Raw genomic sequence first — 22,698 nt, 5'->3', positions numbered from 1 at the left:
CAGTATAATGTCATTCTGTTGTAAGAGGTAAGCTGTTTACTACAGCAACAATAATAAGAAGAACAAACAATAAACCGGCTATCCACTTAGGATGCCGGTTTTTCAGTAGTCTCAGACAAGCCGTCACGTTAAAACTGATTTTAAATGGCAGCCCTAATTACTCGACCTTATTTAAATTATTGGATTTGATGTAATTCTTGGATATTCGTTTTCACTCATTTGTTTTATGTTTGTTGTAAAGCTCAAAGTAAGGATGACAATACTTGATAAAGTTAGCAATACAATCTTCTTTTTCATTTTATAAATCCTCCCATTTATAAATAAATTTTTGTTTAAATAGAATCTGATTTGCTTTTTGATAATATAAACTTGCTGCTTTAAATTTGTGATGTATAAAAAGGTAATCTGCCAATAATATAGAATACTTTTGAACGTGTCGTTCATCGTGTTCGTTTTCAAAATAACCTATTGCTTCCCTTAATACCATTTCAAGTTCATCGGTTAAATTGTGGTAATGCTTATATATTTCTAGGTGATAAAAATAAGAAATATATTCTTTTGCAGAACTTTTTCCTTCTAGTATTTTGTCTAAGCCTTTCTGACACCATTTGAGGACCTGTTGATGGTCTGACTGTTTGGAATACTCTTTTATAATAGATAGAATTGTTAGTAAATACCTTTCTGCATTACAATCCTCTTCTTTAATTGTTAAACTAAGCTTATAAAACATAATTGCTTTTTCATGATTCCCTTGAATTGCAAATAATGAACCTAGGTTTTGATAAATCACCTCCTCATAGTTAATCAGTTTATAATCTATGGCCAGCTTCCTAGCTAAATTATAGTTCTTTTCTGCTTCTCGAAATTTTCTCAATTCCTTATATGCAATTCCTATAACGATATAATTATCAATTGCTCTTTCAAATAAAAGATTATCTTTATAATAAAGTAATGATTTTGATGCGTAATTTATTGCATTAAAAAATTCATTACATTTAGAGTAAGTTAAGCTTAGTACATTATAAAAATCTGCTATTTCCCATTCTTCATTTATTCCGCTATTTACCAGATTTAACGACATTTCTAATCGACTTAATGCAACTTGAGAGTCTCCCTCCAAATAACTATAAATGCCCAAATTCAGATTCTTAATAAACCTTTGTTTTTCGTCCATATCATCTCCTATTTTTAGAATAACATTATAGACGGATTGTAAATTATCCTCCTTGTCATCTAGTATTAACAGGAGACGAAATAGATAAAGGTGATAACTGTAATAATTATTTAGTTGTAAAAAGTGTAGTTTTTGATTTGTGATTTTTTTCAAGGATTCTCTTATAAATTTTTTGTCCCTCTTTAAAACTCCCATTTTGTACAATTCGGATAATGATGCTAACACTTTATTTTCCTTTTCAGTTGATACGTGATCTATTTCTATATTTAGTTTTTTTAGTAAAAACGTTATTACTTCTTCACTTGGAACAGTCAAATTATTTTCTATTTTGCTTAAGTAGGATGTAGAGCAGATTCCCTTGGCCAATGTCGTTTGTTTCATACTTTGGTTGATTCTTTCTGATTTTATTATATGACCTATACTACTCATTTTCTTCACCCCTTATGAATTAGTAATGTACTAATTCTAGAAAAAAACAAAATATCCTTTTTCAATCGTTCGACTCAATACGACTAACAAATTGTAGAAAAACAAAGAAATTAATAGAAGATTGTAGAATATAAGCGTAGTAATTATCCAATTTTTATTAAGAAATATTAAAATTTCATGGATTTAGGAAAGTTGAATGAGTTATAAATCAATAATCGAAGAAATTAGAGTGTGTTTCCCAATTTATAATTATTCTAAAAATAAGAAAAATTTAGTATAATATAATAAATATTAAATATTTTAATACAAAGAATTCAAAGATGAACATTTGGTACAATTTCTCTTATTTTTTGGACAAGTGAGTTTTTTAAAGTAGTTGGTTTTACTCAACAGGTATGTCAATAGCTTGAGGGATGGTAAATAAAAAGGAAAGGGGGATACACATGATCGGGGAGGAAAACATCGTACAATTAATTGGAAACTTTGGATTTCCCATTGTAGTCACTATTTATTTATTGCATCGATTTGAAAATAAAATAGACTCTCTTGAAAATACCATTCACAATATAGCAAATGTTGTTAACAATAGTATAGAAAAAAGAAAGTGAAGTGTAACATGGATTGAATTGATGTCCTGTTGATCATATAAATTGAAAACTAGATTAAGCTAATTTTCACTAACCTACAATTTTCTTTAAAGAAAATGACAGAAGTGAAAAGTAATCCATCCCGAGTATTAACTCAAAAATGGATTACTTTTTTATTGTCAATAATGAGTATAATTTTTGATTTATTATTTTGGGGTTTACTAAATTAGAAAAAGTAATTTAATTTTAGGCAATATAGTCTTCTTTTGGAATATCATCCGCAGAACCTTTACTATAATACTTACCTTTTGTTGATACTGCAATAACAACTGTAAGAATTGCCGCTAGAATAGCTGCAAAGAAAGCAGCGGTACTTTGTAAAAATGATCCCATATAACCTAGTGCTGCAAATGTGCCTAGGATACTAGATACAATTAGAGATACAACTCCAACGGGATTCCATTTGTATAAATACTCTTGGCGATCCTCATAATAACCCTTACCAATTTTCAATGCTTTTTTAACTACCAATGCATCGGTAACTAATACTGCTGCCCATGCAAGTAAAAATACACCTTGAAACGTCATAGCGGTATCTAAGTGATCAACAATTCCTCCAAGCATGAGAATTATTGCACTAATTCCACTTACGACAACCCAAAAACGGCGACCAGGAGTAAATTTAAATATGTTTTCAAAGAAGTTAGATAAAGATAAGGAACTACTATATATATTGGTAATATTTATACGTAATTGGGTTAACATAGTGAATAATGCTCCGCCAATGCCGAGAAGCATGACTATATAAACTCCAGGATTTGGTTCTCCTAAGCGAACACCAAACCAAATGCCTAGACCGCCCATAACCCCGAAACAGATGATTTGAGGAACAAAACCGATTGCAACAGATCCAATTTTAATATCTTTCGGTTTTAGAAAACGTGCATAATCTGATGCTATAAGCGCTGTTAGGCCCATTATTCCATGTTGAACTCCTATACAGAGAAGCAAAGCTTGTCCTCCAACTTGAACTCCTTCAGGTAGATAAGTCCAAAATGGTCCATCAAATACAGAAGGCTCATAAAACGATAGAACAATCGCTGTTATTAAGAAAACAACAAATATAGGTAATGACCACTTTTGTATTCTATCTAGCTGTTTGATTCCAAACCAATTTAAAGGTATAACGATAAACCCGAAGAAAATAATTAATGCCCATTCGTGAAGGTTAGGGAAGAAGGTGTGAACCGCGGAAACTAAAATGAGACCTTCAAATGCACAATACATAATAAAGTTTGTCGCGTAAAGGAAGGACGTTAAGGAAGCACCAATATAACCAAAGCCTCCTCCTCTGGATAATAGATTGACATTCATACCAGATTTTGCAGATAAGTAGGCAATAAAGGTTCCTAGTATACCGGCAACTATTATTGCGTAAACGGAGGAGATAATAGCATTTAGTGCACCAAATTGTAGGGCCATTACACTACCCATTTGAAAGTAAAAAATGGCCGTGGCTATTCCTAATGTAATATTGGTTATACTTAACCAACCCATATTTCTTTGGCTACGGGGCACCTTCTCTAATGAATAATCTTTGTCTATCTCTTCAGTTACTTTGTGATCTGTAATTTGGACAGATCCCATAATATCATCTCCTAATAAAAAATAATTATTAATGCGAAAAGACGCAATAATAATTAAATTTCCTTGTTTTTTATATTGCCACTAATCATTATAACATATACCTAGCTAAATATTAATTCGGAAGCAGTTGACAGGAATATATGTGTATTGTAAACTATGAATCATAATTGAATACGACCTCACTTAGTATAGTGAGGTAGAGGCGCGATATTTAATAGTCCTTTGTGGAGTTTGAGAAGCTATGATGCTAGGGAGAAGGAAATGTCGCCGAAGTTTGTAATATTGCTCGGTATTGCTTGCTGGGTCTGCAATGAATAATTGCAGGACTGTCCACTATAAACATCCCGGTTTATAATGGTGTGCTATCTCATTTGGGAAAAGTAGAGGATTTAGGGCAACTATACATATTGCGACCTGAGTTCATCTCAGGTCTTTTTTTGTACAAGTTGTCTTTTTTTTGTTGGAGGAACATACAATAATAAAAAAGGGAGAAATTCGAATGAAAAAGAGATTAATATTTTTAACGATATTCGCAAGCTTAGTATTGTTTTTAGCAGCATGTGGAGCGAGTGATGCAAAAACCTCAGGATCTTCGTCTGATTCTAAGGAAGCTGTTGATACATTTACAGTAGGTTTAGAAGCTGGTTATGCCCCTTTTAACTGGACTCAACTCGATGACTCTAATGGCGGAGTAAAGATTGACGGAAATGCAGAGTATGCTGGTGGATATGATGTAGAAATTGCTAAACGCCTTGCAGAAGGATTAGGGAAGGAACTAGTAATTGTCAAAACGGAATGGGATGGACTTGTTCCTTCGTTGCAATCTGGTAAAATTGATGCAATTATAGCAGGTATGTCACCTACAGAAGAACGTAAACAAACAATCGATTTTTCGGAAAACTACTATACATCGAACTTTGTAATGGTTGTGAAAAAAGGTGGTCCTTTTGAAGGAGCTACTTCTATTCAAGATTTCAGTGGTGCGAAAATCACAGGCCAGCTTAATACTTCGCATTATGGTGTAATTGATCAAATTAAAGATGTACAAAAGCAACCGGCATCTGATAATTTCTCCGCGATGCGTGTAGCTTTAGAATCTGGAGTAATTGATGGCTACGTATCAGAGCGTCCAGAAGGAATTAGTGCTTCTTCTGCAAACAAAAACTTCGCAATGGTAGAGTTTAAAGATGGATTTAAAGCAGCAGAAGAGGATACAGCAGTAGCTGTAGGATTGAAAAAAGGTAGTAATTTAACTGAGGAAATTAACAAAATTTTAGCGGAAATTTCGGAGGAAGAGCGTCAAGAGATTATGGATGCTGCTATTAATAACCAACCTGCAGCGGAATAAGGATGAAGTGATACCGGCTGCATCTTTTTGCAGTCGGTTTTTATATTAATTTTTACTAATTATCTGTCTAGCTCCAGCGCCTAGCCCGCCTGAGTCGCTTCAGAATTTCAGCAAAGGCAAAGGACGCCTTTACGTGAAATTCTTCCAGCGCTTGTCGGAGGACCACAGACTGACTTCCAAAGCATAGGCGCTTGCGCTTTTCTAAACTGTCTAGCTTAAGACGCCAGCAGTCAATCGCTTCAGACTTGTTGAAAAGGTAAAAAGTGCCTTTTACTTCAAGTTTTCCAGCGCTCTTCGCTGCTGAGCTGCGTCTGCCGATTTTCTAAGAAAGGAGGGAAATGTATGAGTATGGAGTATATTATTTCGATGATTACAAATAACTGGCCGATGTTCCTTCGTGGAGCGGGGATGACCCTGTTAATCTCTATTATAGGTACAATTTTGGGAGCAGTTATTGGGTTGCTTGCAGGGGTTATTCGTACAATTCCCACGCCAGAAAGAAAACTAAAAAGGGTTTTGTTAAAAATAGTAAATTTGATACTCTCTGTATATATTGAGTTTTTCAGAGGGACTCCAATGATTGTACAGGCTATGGTGATCTTTTATGGCTCTGCATTAGCATTTGGTGTAGATATGGACCGTACATTGGCGGCCATATTCATCGTTTCGATCAACACCGGTGCCTATATGGCAGAAATCGTCCGAGGTGGAGTTATTTCTATTGATAAGGGACAATTTGAGTCTGCGCAAGCAATAGGTATGAATCATGTTCAAACAATGTGGAACGTTGTTTTGCCACAGGTAATTCGCAATATTTTACCAGCAACAGGCAATCAATTTATTATTAATATTAAAGATACTTCCGTATTAAATGTTATTGGTGTTACGGAGCTGTATTTTCAAACCAAAACAGTTGCAGGCATCAGCTTCAAATATTTTGAACCCTTCTTTATAGCGTGTATTTTGTACTTCATCATGACATTTACGGTGACATTAATATTACGATATATAGAAAGAAAATTAGATGGTCCGGAAAACTACAGTATGATTGGACAGCCACCGCCACAGCTTATGCTGCCTAAAAATGCTAAAATCGATTAAACGAAGGAGGAGAAATCTATGGATAATGTCATCGAAGTTCAACATTTAAGTAAATCCTTCGGAAATCATGAGGTTCTAAAAGATATAGATTTTTCAGTGAACAAAGGAGAAGTTGTTTGTATCATCGGTTCCTCTGGTTCAGGAAAGTCGACTTTACTTCGGTGTATAAATTTGTTAGAAAAACCTAGTGGTGGACAAATCATTTATCACGGAGAGAATATTTTAGATGAAAAATATGATATTCATGCCTATCGTACAAAGTTAGGAATGGTTTTCCAACAGTTTAACTTATTTAATAACCATAATGTTTTGAATAACTGTATCGTCGGTCAAGTAAAAGTATTAAAACGCTCGAAAGAGGATGCTGAAAAGATTGCGTTAAAATATTTAAAAGTAGTAGGGATGGATCATTATGTGAATGCTCAACCAAAGCAATTATCAGGTGGTCAAAAGCAACGTGTTGCGATAGCTAGAGCCCTATCTATGGAGCCAGATGTTATGTTATTTGATGAACCAACATCGGCACTTGATCCAGAAATGGTTGGAGAGGTGTTAAAAGTTATGAAAGAGTTAGCGGGCACTGGACTTACAATGTTAGTAGTTACACATGAAATGGAGTTCGCAAAAGAAGTAGCGGATCGAGTTGTTTTTATGGATAAAGGTGTAATTGCTGAGGAAGGCACTCCAGAGCAAATCTTTAATAACCCAAGAGAAGAAAGAACGAAAACTTTCTTAAAACGAACATTAAGCTAATTTAATAATGGGGGAATCGATAGTTGAACCTGTTCAATCTGATTAAAAAAGACCAAGAATACTGGCTTGTGGATCAACTTAAAGTATCTCATATTCCAAATATAGATTATTTAGTTGCATTTGATAAATTATTAACAGAGTGGAAGGAACAAAATGTAGTATATCTCTCACTTATGATGGATGAGGAGAACGAGGACTGGCTTTTAAAGCGTCGGTTCAAGAAGGTGTCTTCTATTGTGGAGTATACAAAGATATTGGAAGGACCTGTTAAAACATCTAATAGTGTTCAAGTAGTAGCTCTTTCAGACAGTCCAGTGTCGGATTCAGAATTTGCTTTATTGTACGATGCATGCAGGACTGGTTCAGCTAACAAAAATAATTTGTTTTCTATAAGTCAGATAATGGAATCGCTTGAACGTGAACTAGGTGAAAATTGGCGAGACCAGTGCTTTATCTTTTCTCAAAATGGGATGAACTCTGGTATTAGTATTCCTCATATTGAAGAGGGTACAACTGATGAAGGAAGAATGTTTTATTTTGGGGTTGTGCCAGAGCAACGTTGTAAAGGATACGGTAAGCTATTTCATGCTATTACAATGGAGCTGTTGAAACCACTTGGTGCTAAAATTTACGTAGGAAGTACAGATACTGGTAATGCCCCAATGAGGAAGATTTTTGAGGCAAACGGTTGTACATTACGCGATATAAAAGGAATTTACCGAATAGACATGGAAAAAGTGGATGAACTCATAAAATGAGTTCATCCACTTTTTTAGTAAAACTAAGCGGAGGCTACAACGTACTTAAATTTATTGTTCTACTGCTTCCTCTTGATAAACTGGTACCCAACCCTCTGTTGTTACAAAAATACGAATAGCCACAACTTTACGATCTTCTGATAATGTGAAGTAATGTGTGATATTCTCTGGCACCGATATCAAATCGCCAGGAGAAAGATGTACTTCAAAGTAGCGTTCATCCTTCCCTTGTATGATGAAAACACCATGACCACTTACAATATAACGAACTTCATCGTCTGTATGAATGTGCTTACGTTCGAAATTTTTTAACAGCTCGTCTAAGTTGGGATTAGAATCAGTAAGAGAGATAATATCAGATGCTTGATAGCCACGACGAGTAGAAATATCGTCAATTTCCACTTGGAAAGCTTGGAGAATCTCTTGTTTTTCCTCGTCGCTTAAGTCAAATTTTTCCCGAAGATTTTCCGGTAACTTATTATTATCCCAATGTTCATATATTACTTCCTGACTTTCTAAAAATGTTGCAACCTCGTTTTGTGCTTCAATTGTTTCATTTGTTTCTTGGATTTTAATAATAGCCATTTAAGAATCTTCCTTTCTATTTTAAGTTTATTTGATGCAATGCTAATTGATATTGAAATAAAAACTCACAAGCCTCTAGCAGTTTTTTAGCTTCAAATCCATCTTTTCCCCAAACAGTTATACCATGGTTACGAATAAGGATAGCTCCCTTATCTGCTGAAATATACGATGCAAACTCCTCTGCAAGTTTTGGAATATGCGCGTGGTTAGGGATAATTGGGATGGAAAGGATAGCATCCTCCTCCCACATTCCGAAAGCTTTAATGAGTTCAATACCTTGAAAACTTACTAAGCCTTGATCTCCATATAATTCCGAAATAACGTTATTATGCACTGTATGGACGTGTAGACTACAACCTGCATTTGTTTTCTTATATATTGCACAGTGTAGTAATGTTTCGGCTGAAGGAGTTAAATGAGTGCTTTCCACTGCTTTTCCATCAACATCAACAAGTAAAAAGTCCTCTGATGTTCTCTTTTTTTTGTCTTTTCCACTTGCAGTTACTAAGAACTCTATTGGATCGTACTGTACTTTAATAGCAAGGTTTCCGCTAGTTCCCATAAACCAATCTCTGGTGGCTAATTCATCTTTTATGTCGGCAAGTTCTTCCCATTTATATTGTAATGTCATATTTCCACACCTAACTTCGGCTCAATAATCTCTATTACATCGTGGAAGTTTTCAAAAGGCTCATAGGGAATATTTAATTCTTCGCATTTTTCGATTAAGAAATCTCTTGCGATAATGATATCTCCCAATTTTGCGGCTTCTAAATCAGTGATAGAATCGCCAATTACAACACTCACTGCATCTTGGTGAAGAAGGGTACGAATAATAGATGGTTTACAGCAACCACAGCCTTGGCTCGTACATTGTTCATCACAGCTATATGGAAACTCAATGTGAATAGTTTCTTTCGAAAAATCCGATTCGTTGCAGTAAACACCTGCAAATGGTCCAAATGGTTCTAGTAGATTATGAACGAAAAAGTCTATCCCGCCACTTACGATGTAAAGTGGTATGTCATGCTTTTTTGTAAAGGATACAAATTCACTAAACCCATCACGGATGATTGCCTGCTGGCGCACAAAAGAAATAATTTCATCTTTTGACTCAATAGGTAGGAGAGAGAACATTTTTGCTACGCCATCCCTAATGGAAATTCGTTGACCTAAAATATCATCTTTAATCGGTATCCATTCTGGTGGTGCAAATTTTTTCATGATAGCCATAATGTTATCTTGATTGGTAATAGTTCCATCAAAGTCACAAAAAATTACAAGTTTACTCATATTACTTATCACCCCATAATTCAAGTGCCGTTTTTAGTTCACTATGTTGTTTCGCTGCCTGCTCTAATGGAATATCTTCCAATACAGCCGCTACGGCCTGCCTAAAAGCTAGCCCCCCTCCGATTGCACCGGCGGGATGTCCATGTACACCGCCCCCTGCATTAATAATGCTATCTATTCCATAGTCATTCATTAATAGTGGTACGAGACCAGGATGAATGCCGGCAGATGGTACTGGAAAGCTTTGTTTAACGTTACTGTTTTTTGTTAGTTCTTCGCCTAGAGAAAGAGCTATAGACTTTTCAAGTGCAACACTACCATAAGGAGAAGGGAATAACGAGAAGTCTGCCCCCGCATATCGAGTGAGTTTTCCAAGAACTAATGGCGTTGAAACTCCATAAAATGCGGAAGAAGTAAATGCTCCACTATAAGCGGGATGAGCCATGAGTGGCAATTGAATTTCATCGTCTTCTGCTAGCTCCTGAAGAACATCTAATCCGTAAGCATGAACATTAAATAAAAGTGCATCTGCTCCAAGTTCTCGCGCTTTTTTAGCCTTGTCCTTTAATTTGAAAGTACGTCCAGATAAATTTACTGCATATAGCGTACGGTGTCCGGTTTCTTCATACACCTGATTTAGCACTTCTCGACCAGCAGATATACGCTTTTCAAAAGTAGTTAGAGGATTTTCAAATAGTATCTCATCGTCTTTTACAAGATCAACTCCACCAAGCGCTTGTTGTCTAAGCTGTTCGGCTAAAAATTCGATATCTCTCCCAATGACCCCTTTGAATATACTCATGACAAGCGGACGTTCAAAAACACCTAATCTTTCTCGAATGCCTTGAATGCCGAAGCGAGGTCCTGGGAAACTGGACAATAGACTTGAATCGAATTCTAAATCTAATAGTTTTATTTCACCATCTAAGGATAGTTTGCCGAAGACTGTAGTTAAAATTGCAGGTATATCAGCCGAAAAGTTTGCTGCAGGGTAGAATATTTTAATTTCACCTTTCACCTTTTCAGGATTAATTGGGTGAAGTATATCCTTAAATTCCGTAACGGATAGTACAGTTCCTTTATGTTTTTTTAGCTGCTCCTGTTCTAACAAGGCTAAAGTGGTCCAAGAACCAATAGTCAAACCAAGTGCAATATCTTTCGCCTTTCTTTCAAACGATCCAGCTTTTCCATATAGTTGATAGTGTGCAGTAACTCCGCTCATTTATTTCACTCCTGACTTATAAATGCACAAGCGCCTATGCAAGCCCTGACTAGCGCTGGACAGATGACATTAAAAAAACCTCTTCAAATAAGAAGAGGTTAATAGTCTAACAACTTCTTATTTCTCAGCTTGTTAGCTGCAAGAATTAGCACCGTGTTCAAAATTGAATCGGTTGCCGGGTATCATAGGGCTTGTCCCTCCACCTGCTCTAAATAAGAAAAAATATTCGGTTAAAGTATTTAATAAATAATATTGATTATTCCATGGTATAAAAATTCTGTCAATAAGAAAATTTAAATTTATTTTTATTCAAAAAAACAGTTGACATAACTTTTTCTAATATGCTAGGATTCTAATCAATCGTAAATAGTTGTAACGTACTCTTATCAAGAGCAGGCGGAGGGATAATGGCCCTATGAAGCCCAGCAACCGACCGTAATACCGTTGTGAGACGGGGCGCTTTATGCGCCGGAATGTAAAATTCCGTAAGGCACGGTGCTAATTCCATCAGAAAGTTTACTTTCTGAGAGATAAGAGGTTCAGAATCTCTTATTCTAAACCTCTTTCTTTTGAAAGAGGTTTTTTATTTTTGTAAATGAAAGGGAGAAAGTAATGGCGGTAGTAACTACAAAACAATACGAATCATTAACGGAAGAAACGGCAATTTCACTGGCAAAGGAATTATCCTTGTTCTCAAACGAAGCTCCATTAGTTTGCAAAGAGATTGGCGATGGAAACTTAAACTATGTATTCCATATAACGGATCAAGTGAGTAAACGAGGAATTATTATTAAACAGGCACTACCCTATGCAAAGGTCGTTGGAGAAAGTTGGCCACTTACGCTGAAAAGGGCAAAGATTGAAGCAACTGCCTTACAAAAACATGGAGAATATGCAGTTGGTCTTGTTCCCAAAGTCTATGCAGCAGATGAAGATTTAGCTATAACGGTAATGGAAGATTTGTCACATCTTCAAATAGTACGGGAGGGTTTGATAAAAGGTGAATCATATCCTAAATTATCAACCGATATTGGAGAATATCTAGCATTAACACTTTTTAATACTTCTGATTTTGCACTTCACCCCTTTGAAAAAAAGGCGCTTGTTGTAGAGTTTTCTAATCCAGAATTGTGTAAGATCACAGAAGACTTAATCTTTACGGATCCTTTTTTTGATCATGAAACAAATGATTTTGAACCTGCATTACAAGCAGAGGTCGAGGCTATCTGGAATAACCATTTATTAAAGCTCGAAGTGGCAAAACTAAAACGAAGCTTTTTGACAGAGGCAGAGGCTTTACTGCATGGAGATCTTCATACGGGAAGTATATTTGCAAGTGAAGAAGAAACAAAAGTAATCGATCCAGAGTTTGCTTTTTATGGTCCTATTGGATTTGATATAGGCTTGTTTTTGGGAAATTTAATCGTTCAATCCATTACAAGAGAAGGCGAACAACGTGAGGTTATTAACGATCATATACAAAACACATGGCTTATTTTCTCGACCAAATTTTCAGATTTTTTGAAACAGAGTGAATTCGATTCCTTTAAGGATATAGAAGGCTATGATGCATTTGTATTGGAAAAAATATTTCATGATTCATTAGGTTTTGCAGGGTGTGAACTTATTCGTAGAACAATTGGATTGGCACATGTCAAAGACTTAGATAGCATTGTAAACCAAGAGCAACGAATTTTACTAAAAAAACAAACGCTTAATGCCGGAGAATTACTAATAGTTAGACGTAATCAAATAGACTCAATCGATGCGGTAATTGAGTTATTAGGAGAAATTCAACAATGACTATACCATTATCGATTAAATGGGAAGATAAGCAGTTAGTACTCTTAGATCAGCAGAAGCTTCCACATGAAATTGTCTATTTAAAAATAGAAACACTTAAAGACGTTTATGATGCAATTATTACTCTGAAAGTCCGGGGTGCTCCTGCTATTGGAATTACGGCGGCATATGGATTAGCTCTGGAGGCACAAAATTATAAAACAAATTCGATGAAAGATTTTCTAGAAACATTAAAAAAAGATGCAACTTACTTGGGCGAATCTCGACCAACTGCTGTCAACTTAGTTTGGGCCCTTGAGCGATTGTTGAAAGTAGTAAATCAAGTTGATAATGTTACGAGTGCAAAGCAGCTACTAGTGGAAGAAGCAAGGAAAATACATAAGGAAGACGAAGAGTCCTGTCGGAATATTGGTGAATTTGCCCTTACTTTACTGGAAGATAAAACGAAGGTAATGACTATTTGCAATGCAGGTTCGATTGCCACTGCAAAGTATGGTACTGCTTTATCTCCGTTCCATCTAGGGAAGGAACACGGCAAAAAGTTTGAGGTATTCGCATGTGAAACTAGACCTGTCTTTCAAGGTGGCAGGTTGACGGTGTGGGAGCTGCAGCAATCAGGTGTCGATGTGACACTAATTACCGATAGTATGGCTGCACACACAATCGGGGCAAAAGGAATCGAGGCAATTATAGTCGGAGCGGACCGGATAGCAAAAAATGGTGATACCGCAAATAAGATAGGAACTCTGAACTTGGCTATTCTAGCTTCCGTAAATTCAATTCCATTTTATGTGGCTGCACCATCCTCTACATTCGATTTGTCTATAAACGATGGTGCGGAAATTCCAATTGAGGAGAGGAAAGCAGAGGAAATTACACATATTAATGGCAAGGCTATTGCACCAATGGACACGAAGGTGTTTAATCCAGCTTTTGATGTGACACCATCTAAATATATCACTGCCATTATTACAGAAAAAGGAATTATTTATCCCGACTACATTGAAAATATATCTACGAAACTAGTCAATTAAGTTGAAAAAGGAGAAGGATTATGAGAACAAATAAGTATTGGTTACTATTCACGATCTTAATAATAGGGGTTTTATTAGCTGCTTGTCAGCCAAAAGGTGATGGGGAAGCAGCGTCATCTAACTCAAGTAAAGATGCAGAGACTTCGGAAAATGCACTAGCAGGAAAGAAAATTGCATTAGTAATGCAACAAAATTTAGGCACATTTTCAGCTCAATATATTGAAGGTGTGAAAGAACAAGTAGAGAAATTTGGTGGAAACGTAACAGTATTCACCTCTGATGGTGATTTGGCTAAAATGGCTTCCAATTTGGATGCAGCGGTGAATCAAGGAGTTGACGGTATTTTAATAGATCACGGTACAAAGGAAGCATTAAACCAAGGAGTGGAGAATGCAGTCTCAAAAGGAATTCCAGTTGTCGCATTTGATGCGGGAGTAGAAGTTGAAGGAGTAACTTCTTTAGAGCAAGGCGATGAAAAAATGGCGCAAATGACGCTAGAGAAACTAGCGGAAGATTCAAATGGTGAAGCGAATATCGTAAAAATATGGGTTGCAGGTTTTGCACCAATGGAAAGACGCCAAGTAGCTTATGAAAACTTTCTTGGTGAGAATACAGGGATTAAAGAAATCGCAACATTCGGTGCAGCAACACAAAATACAGCTTTAGATACTCAATCACAAATGGAAGCAGTATTAAAAAAATATCCAAATGAAGGTGAAATTACAGCTGTTTGGGCTGCTTGGGATGAGTTTGCAAAAGGTGCAGTACGCGCAATAGAACAAGCAGGACGTACAGATATTAAAGTATATAGCATTGATATGAGTGATGAAGATTTACAGATGATTCAAAAAGACAATAGTCCATGGGTTGCATCGGCAGCAGTAGATCCTAAGGATATTGGTCGTATTCAAGTACGTTATTTATACCAAAAAATTAACGGAGGTAATGTAGAGGAAAAAGTCGTATTAGAACCAGTTTTTGTAGAGGCATCTAAATTACCGGAGAAAACAATAACTACCAGTGAACTGAGTGACTATATTGACGGCTGGGGAGCAAGCGAACAAGGTTACACAGATGAATTAAAAGCATTAGAAGACAACAGATAACTTATAAGATTTAAGCTGTCCTGTTTAATGGGACAGCTTTTTCTTAGAAAGGAGAAATCCATGCCAAATCCTTTTCTTTCCATGAAAGCTATAGATAAAACATTTGGAAAAGTTCATGCCTTGCAAAAAGCTGAATTTCATCTTCATAAAGGAGAAGTGCATGCTTTACTTGGTGTAAATGGTGCTGGAAAAAGTACGCTTATGAAAATACTTTCAGGTGTATATGAGCAAGACATGGGAGAGATTTTGTTAGAAGGAGAAAAACTACGTATACGCACTCCAAAAGTAGCGAAGGACCATGGTATTTATTGTGTATATCAAGAGGTCGATACTGCAATCGTTTCAGAACTTTCGGTTGCGGAAAATATATTACTAGATTCGATTGTTGCTGGAACTAGTATGTTTATCTCCAAAAAGAAACTAAATAGCGAAGCACGTGATGCCTTGAAGCAATTACAGGCGGAGGACATTCCAGTAGAAAAACCAGCGTTTATGCTTACTTTAGCAGAAAAACAGTTAGTGTTAATAGCGCGTGCGATTATTAGTTCTGCCAAGATTATTATCTTCGATGAACCAACGGCACCCCTATCAATTCACGAATCTACTAAGTTATTTTCAGTTATTAAAAGGTTAAAAGAAAGTGGAGTAGGATGTATATTCATATCTCATCGACTACCAGAGGTATTTGAAATCTGTGATCGGATAACGGTTATGGCAGAAGGTAAGTTTGTCGGGACATATAGCACTTCTCAAACTAAACAGGAAGAGATTATTGAAGCTATGCTTGGAACTTCTTATAGTAAAGATTTCCCTGTTCGCAAACATACATTAGGAAATACACTACTTCGTGTGAAGAAAATATCAGACGGAGTAAAGCTGAGGGATATTTCTTTTGACGTGTTCGAAGGAGAAATTGTTGGTATTGTCGGGCTTGTAGGGGCCGGAAAAACAGAGTTAGCTAAAACGTTATTTGGATATTCACCACATACAGAAGGAACTATTGAAGTCTTAGGAAACACCTTAAAAATAAAGCATCCAAAAGATGCGATCAAAGCAGGCATGGCTCTTATTCCCGAAGAAAGAAGAAAAGAAGGTCTATTTGTTCATGAAGCATTACAAACGAACGCATCATTTCCTAATTTACAAAATTTTTCTCGTTTTTTATTTATGAATAAACGGAAAGAAAAGTCCTTTGCGAAAGAGATCGTGGAGCGATTACAAATTAAGACAAGCAATACAGAGACACCGCTTGTTTATTTGAGTGGAGGAAATCAGCAAAAAGTTGCTATAGGCAAATGGACTTCCCTAGATTCGGCTATTTATTTATTCGACGAGCCAACAAAGGGTGTAGATATTGGGGCAAAAACAGATATTTATAGGTTAGTGCGTGAATTTGCCCAAAAAAGAAAGAGCTGTCTTTACTTTTCAAGTGAAATTCATGAAGTTCTAGGAATTTCTGATCGCATTTTAGTTATGTATGATGGTCAAATCGTGAAGGAACTGTCACGGGAAGAAGCGACCCAGGAAAGGATTTTGCTATATGCAAGCGGAGGTAAGGAAGAATAAGTTGCAAGAAACAGGAGTTAATTTTCTATTTAAGTTTGGTGCTATTGCCTTGCTTATATGTATTATTATTTATTTTAGTTCAATAAGCGATGCTTTTTTTACATATGCAAATTTTACGGACATTCTGCGTTCAATTTCAATCGTAACCCTTTTGGCATTAGGAGTAACTTTCACACTTGTAGTAGGAGGTTTTGACCTAAGTGTTGGTTCCACTATGTCGCTATCAACAGTCGTGACCGCATCATTAATGGTTTGGTATGAGATGCCTTTATGGCTTGTATTAATTGTACCTATTCTTGTAGGGGTATTAGTTGGATTAGTTAATAGTTTTCTAATTGTAATTTTAGGTATTCCTGATTTACTAGCAACATTAAGTACAATGTATATTGTCGCTGGCTTTCATCGGACCTATACAGAGGGATACTCCATTTACAATAATATGCCACTTACCTCTGGTGGAACTGCCCCGGGACAATTTTCAGAAGCATTTCTCTGGATCGGCCAAGGTAGATTGTTTGGTTTACCTGTACCTGTTTGGATAATGTTAATACTCGTGATAGTAGCTTATATTGTTCTGAATCATACACGCTGGGGACGTATATTATATATGACTGGTGGAAACGAGGAAGCTGCAACATTGTCAGGTGTGAACACTCGTAAAGTGAAATTCATCGCGTACATCATTTCCGGTATTTTTGCGTCATTGGCAGGAGTATTATTCACTGCAAGGGTCGGTTCAGGTCAAATTGATGCCGGCACTCCACTTTTAATGGAGGCGGTTGCTGCAGTCTTTGTTGGCTATTCCGTACTTGGAATTGGGAAACCTAATGCACTGGGAACTTTTTTTGGAGCCGCAGTAATTGGAATCTTACTTAACGGACTAACCATATTAAACTTACCTTATTATGCTTTTGATATTATTAAAGGAACAGTATTAGTTTCGGCGCTAGCAGTAACTTACATTTATGCGAAAAAACGTTTTTCTAGAAGTTAAGGAAAAGAACTTCGCAAATAATTATAGTTTTTTCGAAAAATATGAAAAATAATATGGCAACAACGTTGAAATTTGGGCTAATCTACTTCATTATGAAGTATAGAGAATCTTTTAGTAGTTATGCTAAGAGGTAATACATTAGATGAAGGAAGTAGTTTATGTCTGAAGAAAATATTACACGTTTACATGTAAATGACAAAGAAATTATTCTCATCGGAACGGCACATGTATCTAGACAGAGTGCAGAACAGGTCAAGGAAGTAATTGATAGAGAACAACCCGATTCTGTTTGTATTGAATTGGATGAGCAAAGATACCAATCCATTATAGATAATAATAAGTGGAAGCAGACGGATATCTTTAAAGTCATTAAGGATAAGAAAGCTACTCTACTATTAATGAACTTGGCCATTTCATCTTTCCAAAATCGGATGGCTAAACAGTTTGATATTAAACCAGGTCAAGAAATGATACAAGGTATTGCAAGTGCTAACGAGAACGGCGCTGAGATTGTATTAGCTGACCGTAATATCCAAACTACTTTTTCACGTATATGGCATAATCTTGGATGGATAGGTAAATCACAATTACTTACTTCCGTTTTATTTAGTATCTTCAGTAAGGATACTATTACGGAAGAAGAAATGGAGAATATGAAGTCCAAGGATACTTTAAATGCCGTTCTAGCCGAGTTTACAGAATCCTTTCCAAAGCTAAAAACACCATTAATAGATGAGCGCGATCAATATTTAGCTCAAAAGATCAAAGAAGCACCTGGGAAAAAAATTGTAGCCGTTTTAGGCGCTGCGCATGTACCTGGTATTACCAAGGAAATTCATGAGGAGCAGGATTTAGTTAAACTATCAGCTTTACCACCAAAGTCAATTATTCCAAAAATAATAGGTTGGGCTATTCCAATTCTGATTGTGGCATTAATCGTGATTACATTCATTGCGAATCCCTCTGCAGGTTTCGATCAAGCACTGAGCTGGGTTCTTTGGACTGGATCTATGGCTGCAGTTGGAGCGGCAGTAGCATTAGGACATCCACTGGCTATTTTAGCAGCATTTATCACGGCACCAGTTACGGCGCTACATCCCATTTTGGCATCTGGTTGGTTTTCTGGACTTGCTCAAGCGTATACCAAGCGTCCCACGATAGCCGATTTTGAAAGTTTATCAGAAGATGTTTTTACGATTAAAGGGTTTTGGAGAAACAAAGTAACTAGAGTTTTACTTGTAGTTGTATTAACTAACTTATTTGGATCGCTTGGAACCTTTATTGGTGGAGCAGATGTCATAAGAGTATTTTTCCAAAATCTATAGGTAGCTTATCCCTTGTGAAGCAAATTGCTGAACAGGGGATATTTCACTTTATAGCTCTAAAAAGGGGAGAAAGAATTTGGAGTGTAATAATTGCCAAGTAAATGATTTGAAATTCGAGTTCAAAGTAGATGGAGATTTCAATCTCTCTCTGCTAGACAGTGTCTTAAAGCATTTAAAACGTCGGAACATATTAGTAGATACAAAAGAGAATAAATTTATTGTTAATGAGTCTGATGTTAGAGATTTTATAGACTTCTGCGAAGATCATATGGATACTTCGCAAATCCTATTCAGAATATCTAAACAAACATGGGAGCCTATTACAAAAATAGAGGAAGTATTAAATGTTCAGTGGATTGATGAAGTCATCAAAAAACAATTAATGATTTGTCATTATCAACCCATTGTAAACGTAGAGGAACAAGTATTTGCTTATGAACTTTTAGCTAGATTTCCAAAAGAAGACGGTTCCATGATATACCCAAATGAAATCTTTTCTGCTGCTAAGGCAAGGGGAAGGCTTTACGCCTTGGATAGAGCATGTCGAATGACTGCGGTAAAACATGCAGCAGTCATTAAAGAAAAGAAAGCATTTATCAATTTCATACCTACTTCTATTTATTCACCTGAGTTTTGTTTGAAATCTACTACTGCCTTAGCGGAGAAACTAGGTATAAATCCTGTCCAATTGGTGTTTGAAGTGGTAGAGACGGAAAAAGTAGAAGATATTGAGCACTTAAAAAGAATCCTTACATTTTATAAAGAAAAAGGGTTTGAATATGCACTCGATGATGTAGGTGAAGGTTATAGCACAATGGAGATGTTAACAGATATAAAACCGAACTATATGAAGCTTGATATGAAGTATGTTCAAGGTGTTTCAAATGATGTGACGAAACAAGCTATTGCACAAAAGTTTTTAGAAAAGGCAGTAGAAGTAGGATCTACTCCTTTAGCAGAAGGAATAGAGGAGCAAGAAGACTTTGAATGGTTGAAAAAAACTGGATATAAGTTATTTCAAGGGTATTATTTTGGAAAACCAGCAGCTAATCTCCTTTCGTAAAATATATAATCAGTAAAAAAGAGGCTAGGACATAACTAGCTTCAAATAAAGAATAAAGAGAAATTGGCGACTCCTGGGGGAAGAGCGCGAGCTGAAAGCCCCGCAGGAAAGACACTGGTCGAACTTTGTTGGGCCAATGTCTTTGCGACGAGTAACCGCAGGTGCATATGTTTTCGAAGCGACGAGGAGATTGTAGCCGTGCCCCCGAAAACGCCCGCCGTAACGGAAAACAACTGCAGGTAAATCTCCATAGAAAACCCCGAAAACTTTACTAGGCGTAAAATTTTCGGGGCTTTTTATTTTTGAGGAGAGTTTTGTCCCAACCTCTTTTATTATGCTTTCTTTTTGGTATCTGTTTCTTTGTCCTCAAATTTAAACTCTTCAGTTACATCATCAACAATATCTTTTGTTGAATTTTTGAATTCTCTTAAAGTTTGTCCTGCTGCTCTTCCTAATTGAGGTAACTTAGATGGGCCAAAGATGATTAAAGCAATTATTAAAATGATGATTAATCCTGGTACTCCAATGTTAGGCATGGAAGTTCCTCCTCTAATTTAGTAGATAAATTTTCAGTGGCTAGTGTGCGTATAAACTACTGTTCTAAAATTTGATCCTCAAGTGCTCGTTTCGCCAATTGTTTCTTATAAGACCAGCTGGAAACAAGAATACTAATTTCAAACAGCAATAACAAAGGAACAATTATTATGAAATCAGAGATAAAGTCGGGTGGAGTTATGGAAACACCCACTACTATTAGTACAAAGTAAGCTATTTTTCTCATTTTTCTTAAACGTTCTGGATTTATTATACCCAATTTCGTTAGAAAAAGTATAATTACAGGAAGTTCAAACACGATTCCTACTGGAATAACGAGGTTAAACATAAAAGTAAAATACTGTTTCATCCCATATGTCTCTAAAGCACCGATAGAATCGTTAATATTAGACATAAAATTCAGCATTAATGGAAATAAGATGTAATAACTGAAACTGATTCCTAATAGAAATAAGAAAAATGAAACGGGAATATAATAGCCTGTACCTTTTGCTTCGCTCTCGTTAAGACCCGGTCTTACGAATAACCAGATTTGATGAAGAGCAATGGGTAAAGTTATTAATATGGCTAGTATTAACGCACATTTAACATAAATCATTAAACCATCTGTATAGCCGAAAACGTTCCATTCAACGTTCATGGCAGTAGGTTGCTGTTTTAAGAAAGTGAGTGTTTTGGGAGCTAACCAAAATCCTAGGGCTAGGGAGAGTATGAAAGTTGTCACAACAACTATAAGTCTTTTTCTTAGTTCCGTTAAATGCTCAACAAGCGTCAGTTGTTGTTCTTGATCCATTTTTTAGCACCTCATTTTCTCAAAAAAGTGAAGCTTTTTTATATATTCTACAGTAGATAATACTCCGTATTTGTTCATCTATATCAACTAATCATTATACTCTTTCCTCTGCATTTGTAAATAAAAGAGTGCTTAATGTCACGAATATAACAAGTATTAAATTTCATGAATTCCAAAAGTAGATAAATTTAAGATTTTTTAAAACCTTCGTAAATTTTGTGTCCCAAGGTACTTGTTTTCTGACAAAGCAAGTATATAATTCTAGCATATCCTCTATTAAATTTGATTGGGCTGACAAGACTTGAGACCGTACAATGAAAAGATTAGTATTTACCATGGAATGGCATCTACTATAGCGCTTAACTTTTCCAATAACTTTTTTCCTATCTTTGCGATAACCATATTAGGAGCAACCAATTATCAAGTAGGCTTAATAAGCTCTTTGCCTCCGTTGGTAGCCCTGTTAATGACTATCCCAGCAGCGATCCTGCTTAATCGTGCAAGCACCCAAAAGAAACTAGTGGCGATGTCTGTTTTACTAGCGCGATTAATGTTCTTGCTCATTGTCGTCGTTGTATATTTACCTTCTAATTCGTTTCAGTCATGGGCTTTCCTAGGGATTATTGCTTTTATCAGTGTCCCGAACACGATCGCCAATGTAGGTTGGCAAACCTTGATAAGTGGAATGATTGATGAATCGAGAAGAGGACAATTTTTTAGTGATCGTAATCGCCTACTAACGTTAGTTGGACTTATATCGACATTACTTATCGGGATATTAATGAGAGATGCGACCGAAAGTATTATTGCTTATCAAATTCTGTTTGCACTAGCGTTTTGCTTCGGATTAGTAGAAGTATTTTTTCTATTAAAACAGGAAGAGGACGTTGTAGAAACATCAGATGAGCAAATAAAAAAGAAATCGATGGACTGGATCATTTTCAAATATCCAAGCTATGTTTGGTTTTTAGTAGCTGCTCTTTTGTTTAATTTTGGTTGGCAAATGGCCTGGGGCTTGTTTAATATTTATAATGTCCGAATAGCAGGGGCAACCATCTTCTGGATTAGTATGTTCTCTGTTGGAAGTATGCTAATGCAGTTTCTCACGTTTCCACTTTGGAAGAAATGGGCCGATAAGTATTCTAATATGCAAGTGTTTATATGGGCGGCAATTGGAATGTCCACCACTCCGTTTTTAACAGTACTTTCTACAAACCTATACTATTTAACCCTCATGCAAACAACTTCAGGGTTTTTCTTATCAGGCACAGTTCTGCTGTTATTTAATTTGTTGTTGGAGCAATCACCTGAAAAATACCGTACATACTGTATAACATCGTATAATGTGCTGCTTGCCTTTGTGGCGTTTGTTGCACCTCAGATTGGGATCTGGTTGCTAGATCTTATCGGCATGGATTTCTCCATGTACATTAGTTCTGGATTACGATTATTAGGAGCAGGTGCTTTTTTATATGTTTTTTTATTGAATAAAAAAAGTAGAAAAGAAAAACATATGTAGCATATGTTTTTCTTTTTTTGCTTGTATTTTTATGAAAGAAATT

The 22,698-nt window shown here is 36.1% G+C and carries 21 protein-coding genes and 3 riboswitches; of the genes, 13 read left to right on the top strand and 8 right to left on the bottom strand.

All coding sequences use genetic code 11. The annotated features are described in order from the left end of the window. Positions 1-298: 298 nt before the first annotated feature. Positions 299-1,603 (bottom strand): helix-turn-helix domain-containing protein, encoded by a 1,305-nt coding sequence (locus ACIQX2_RS17080; RefSeq protein ID WP_402853111.1) that lies wholly within the window; start codon positions 1,601-1,603, stop codon positions 299-301. 443 nt (positions 1,604-2,046) lie between these two features. Between ACIQX2_RS17080 and ACIQX2_RS17075 the strand changes: the two genes are divergently transcribed. Beyond that, positions 2,047-2,211, top strand: a complete 165-nt coding sequence (locus ACIQX2_RS17075) for a YvrJ family protein (RefSeq protein ID WP_093062371.1) — start codon at positions 2,047-2,049, stop codon at positions 2,209-2,211. Positions 2,212-2,436: 225 nt separating this feature from the next. Here ACIQX2_RS17075 and ACIQX2_RS17070 read toward each other — a convergent pair whose 3' ends face one another. After that, positions 2,437-3,837: a purine-cytosine permease family protein gene (locus ACIQX2_RS17070; RefSeq protein ID WP_402853108.1), complete on the bottom strand. Its 1,401-nt coding sequence runs from the start codon at positions 3,835-3,837 to the stop codon at positions 2,437-2,439. A gap of 189 nt (positions 3,838-4,026) precedes the next feature. Continuing rightward, positions 4,027-4,210, top strand: a riboswitch (Lysine riboswitch). Between the two features lie 126 nt (positions 4,211-4,336). Here ACIQX2_RS17070 and ACIQX2_RS17065 point away from each other — a divergent pair. From ACIQX2_RS17065 to ACIQX2_RS17050, 4 genes are all read left to right on the top strand, one after another. Beyond that, positions 4,337-5,185, top strand: a complete 849-nt coding sequence (locus ACIQX2_RS17065) for a transporter substrate-binding domain-containing protein (protein WP_402853106.1) — start codon at positions 4,337-4,339, stop codon at positions 5,183-5,185. A 342-nt stretch (positions 5,186-5,527) separates the two neighbouring features. Continuing rightward, positions 5,528-6,286, top strand: a complete 759-nt coding sequence (locus ACIQX2_RS17060) for an amino acid ABC transporter permease (RefSeq protein ID WP_402853103.1) — start codon at positions 5,528-5,530, stop codon at positions 6,284-6,286. Between the two features lie 18 nt (positions 6,287-6,304). Then, positions 6,305-7,039 (top strand): amino acid ABC transporter ATP-binding protein, encoded by a 735-nt coding sequence (locus ACIQX2_RS17055; RefSeq protein WP_402853100.1) that lies wholly within the window; start codon positions 6,305-6,307, stop codon positions 7,037-7,039. Between the two features lie 23 nt (positions 7,040-7,062). Further along, on the top strand, positions 7,063-7,797 hold the full coding sequence (locus ACIQX2_RS17050) for a hypothetical protein (RefSeq protein WP_402853097.1): 735 nt from the start codon (positions 7,063-7,065) through the stop codon (positions 7,795-7,797). A gap of 51 nt (positions 7,798-7,848) precedes the next feature. On the opposite strand, the gene ACIQX2_RS17045 is transcribed toward ACIQX2_RS17050, so the two are convergent. Genes ACIQX2_RS17045 through mtnW form a run of 4 tightly spaced genes read right to left on the bottom strand, consistent with a single transcriptional unit; the run spans position 7,849 to position 10,897 of the window. After that, positions 7,849-8,382, bottom strand: coding sequence for a 1,2-dihydroxy-3-keto-5-methylthiopentene dioxygenase (locus ACIQX2_RS17045; protein ID WP_402853094.1), 534 nt, complete (start codon positions 8,380-8,382; stop codon positions 7,849-7,851). 16 nt (positions 8,383-8,398) lie between these two features. Beyond that, positions 8,399-9,013 (bottom strand): methylthioribulose 1-phosphate dehydratase, encoded by a 615-nt coding sequence (locus tag ACIQX2_RS17040; RefSeq protein WP_402853091.1) that lies wholly within the window; start codon positions 9,011-9,013, stop codon positions 8,399-8,401. After that, positions 9,010-9,675 carry a 2-hydroxy-3-keto-5-methylthiopentenyl-1-phosphate phosphatase gene (locus ACIQX2_RS17035; protein ID WP_402853088.1) on the bottom strand — a complete coding sequence of 222 codons (666 nt, stop codon included), beginning with the start codon at positions 9,673-9,675 and terminating at the stop codon, positions 9,010-9,012. The genes ACIQX2_RS17040 and ACIQX2_RS17035 overlap by 4 nt, the downstream gene beginning before the upstream one ends. Before the next feature lies 1 nt (position 9,676). Further along, complete coding sequence (mtnW, locus tag ACIQX2_RS17030) at positions 9,677-10,897, bottom strand: 2,3-diketo-5-methylthiopentyl-1-phosphate enolase (RefSeq protein WP_402853085.1); 1,221 nt, start codon at positions 10,895-10,897, stop codon at positions 9,677-9,679. 114 nt (positions 10,898-11,011) lie between these two features. After that, a riboswitch (SAM riboswitch) is annotated at positions 11,012-11,116 on the bottom strand. A gap of 161 nt (positions 11,117-11,277) precedes the next feature. Continuing rightward, positions 11,278-11,434: riboswitch (SAM riboswitch) on the top strand. A gap of 75 nt (positions 11,435-11,509) precedes the next feature. Between mtnW and mtnK the strand changes: the two genes are divergently transcribed. The 7 genes from mtnK to ACIQX2_RS16995 all read left to right on the top strand — a co-directional run bounded on the left by mtnK (position 11,510) and on the right by ACIQX2_RS16995 (position 19,788). Beyond that, entirely contained in the window at positions 11,510-12,700 is a 1,191-nt protein-coding gene (gene mtnK, locus ACIQX2_RS17025; protein ID WP_402853082.1) for an S-methyl-5-thioribose kinase, read from the top strand. Continuing rightward, entirely contained in the window at positions 12,697-13,734 is a 1,038-nt protein-coding gene (gene mtnA / locus ACIQX2_RS17020; RefSeq protein ID WP_402853079.1) for an S-methyl-5-thioribose-1-phosphate isomerase, read from the top strand. The genes mtnK and mtnA overlap by 4 nt, the downstream gene beginning before the upstream one ends. Positions 13,735-13,754: 20 nt before the next feature. Next, entirely contained in the window at positions 13,755-14,840 is a 1,086-nt protein-coding gene (locus ACIQX2_RS17015) for a sugar ABC transporter substrate-binding protein (protein ID WP_402853076.1), read from the top strand. A gap of 60 nt (positions 14,841-14,900) precedes the next feature. After that, a complete protein-coding gene (locus ACIQX2_RS17010) occupies positions 14,901-16,406 on the top strand; it encodes a sugar ABC transporter ATP-binding protein (RefSeq protein WP_402853073.1) in 1,506 nt (501 codons plus the stop codon). A 1-nt stretch (position 16,407) separates the two neighbouring features. Next, the gene (locus ACIQX2_RS17005) at positions 16,408-17,400 is read left to right on the top strand and encodes an ABC transporter permease (RefSeq protein ID WP_402853070.1); all 993 of its coding nucleotides are present in this window, start codon (positions 16,408-16,410) and stop codon (positions 17,398-17,400) included. A 158-nt stretch (positions 17,401-17,558) separates the two neighbouring features. Further along, entirely contained in the window at positions 17,559-18,725 is a 1,167-nt protein-coding gene (locus ACIQX2_RS17000) for a TraB/GumN family protein (protein ID WP_402853067.1), read from the top strand. 76 nt (positions 18,726-18,801) lie between these two features. Then, positions 18,802-19,788, top strand: a complete 987-nt coding sequence (locus tag ACIQX2_RS16995) for an EAL domain-containing protein (protein WP_402853064.1) — start codon at positions 18,802-18,804, stop codon at positions 19,786-19,788. Between the two features lie 332 nt (positions 19,789-20,120). Here ACIQX2_RS16995 and tatA read toward each other — a convergent pair whose 3' ends face one another. Continuing rightward, complete coding sequence (tatA, locus tag ACIQX2_RS16990) at positions 20,121-20,324, bottom strand: twin-arginine translocase TatA/TatE family subunit (RefSeq protein ID WP_402853061.1); 204 nt, start codon at positions 20,322-20,324, stop codon at positions 20,121-20,123. Between the two features lie 56 nt (positions 20,325-20,380). Next, complete coding sequence (gene tatC / locus ACIQX2_RS16985; RefSeq protein ID WP_402853058.1) at positions 20,381-21,136, bottom strand: twin-arginine translocase subunit TatC; 756 nt, start codon at positions 21,134-21,136, stop codon at positions 20,381-20,383. Between the two features lie 301 nt (positions 21,137-21,437). On the opposite strand from tatC, the gene ACIQX2_RS16980 reads away from it, so the two are divergent. Next, on the top strand, positions 21,438-22,655 hold the full coding sequence (locus tag ACIQX2_RS16980; RefSeq protein ID WP_402853055.1) for an MFS transporter: 1,218 nt from the start codon (positions 21,438-21,440) through the stop codon (positions 22,653-22,655). Positions 22,656-22,698 lie beyond the last annotated feature (43 nt).

Origin of the sequence: Psychrobacillus sp. NPDC096623 (genome assembly GCF_044762655.1) — a bacterium.
Lineage (GTDB): Bacteria > Bacillota > Bacilli > Bacillales_A > Planococcaceae > Psychrobacillus.
This window is presented reverse-complemented; position numbering and strand designations above follow the sequence as displayed.

Bases quoted from the DNA above. Each gene is read 5' to 3' on its own strand.
- ACIQX2_RS17080 (WP_402853111.1), bottom strand. From the start codon at position 1,603: ATGAGTAGTATAGGTCATATAATAAAATCAGAAAGAATCAACCAAAGT.
- ACIQX2_RS17075 (WP_093062371.1), top strand. From the start codon at position 2,047: ATGATCGGGGAGGAAAACATCGTACAATTAATTGGAAACTTTGGATTT.
- ACIQX2_RS17070 (WP_402853108.1), bottom strand. From the start codon at position 3,837: ATGGGATCTGTCCAAATTACAGATCACAAAGTAACTGAAGAGATAGAC.
- ACIQX2_RS17065 (WP_402853106.1), top strand. From the start codon at position 4,337: ATGAAAAAGAGATTAATATTTTTAACGATATTCGCAAGCTTAGTATTG.
- ACIQX2_RS17060 (WP_402853103.1), top strand. From the start codon at position 5,528: ATGAGTATGGAGTATATTATTTCGATGATTACAAATAACTGGCCGATG.
- ACIQX2_RS17055 (WP_402853100.1), top strand. From the start codon at position 6,305: ATGGATAATGTCATCGAAGTTCAACATTTAAGTAAATCCTTCGGAAAT.
- ACIQX2_RS17045 (WP_402853094.1), bottom strand. From the start codon at position 8,382: ATGGCTATTATTAAAATCCAAGAAACAAATGAAACAATTGAAGCACAA.
- ACIQX2_RS17040 (WP_402853091.1), bottom strand. From the start codon at position 9,013: ATGACATTACAATATAAATGGGAAGAACTTGCCGACATAAAAGATGAA.
- ACIQX2_RS17035 (WP_402853088.1), bottom strand. From the start codon at position 9,675: ATGAGTAAACTTGTAATTTTTTGTGACTTTGATGGAACTATTACCAAT.
- mtnW (WP_402853085.1), bottom strand. From the start codon at position 10,897: ATGAGCGGAGTTACTGCACACTATCAACTATATGGAAAAGCTGGATCG.
- mtnK (WP_402853082.1), top strand. From the start codon at position 11,510: ATGGCGGTAGTAACTACAAAACAATACGAATCATTAACGGAAGAAACG.
- mtnA (WP_402853079.1), top strand. From the start codon at position 12,697: ATGACTATACCATTATCGATTAAATGGGAAGATAAGCAGTTAGTACTC.
- ACIQX2_RS17015 (WP_402853076.1), top strand. From the start codon at position 13,755: ATGAGAACAAATAAGTATTGGTTACTATTCACGATCTTAATAATAGGG.
- ACIQX2_RS17010 (WP_402853073.1), top strand. From the start codon at position 14,901: ATGCCAAATCCTTTTCTTTCCATGAAAGCTATAGATAAAACATTTGGA.
- ACIQX2_RS17000 (WP_402853067.1), top strand. From the start codon at position 17,559: ATGTCTGAAGAAAATATTACACGTTTACATGTAAATGACAAAGAAATT.
- tatA (WP_402853061.1), bottom strand. From the start codon at position 20,324: ATGCCTAACATTGGAGTACCAGGATTAATCATCATTTTAATAATTGCT.
- tatC (WP_402853058.1), bottom strand. From the start codon at position 21,136: ATGGATCAAGAACAACAACTGACGCTTGTTGAGCATTTAACGGAACTA.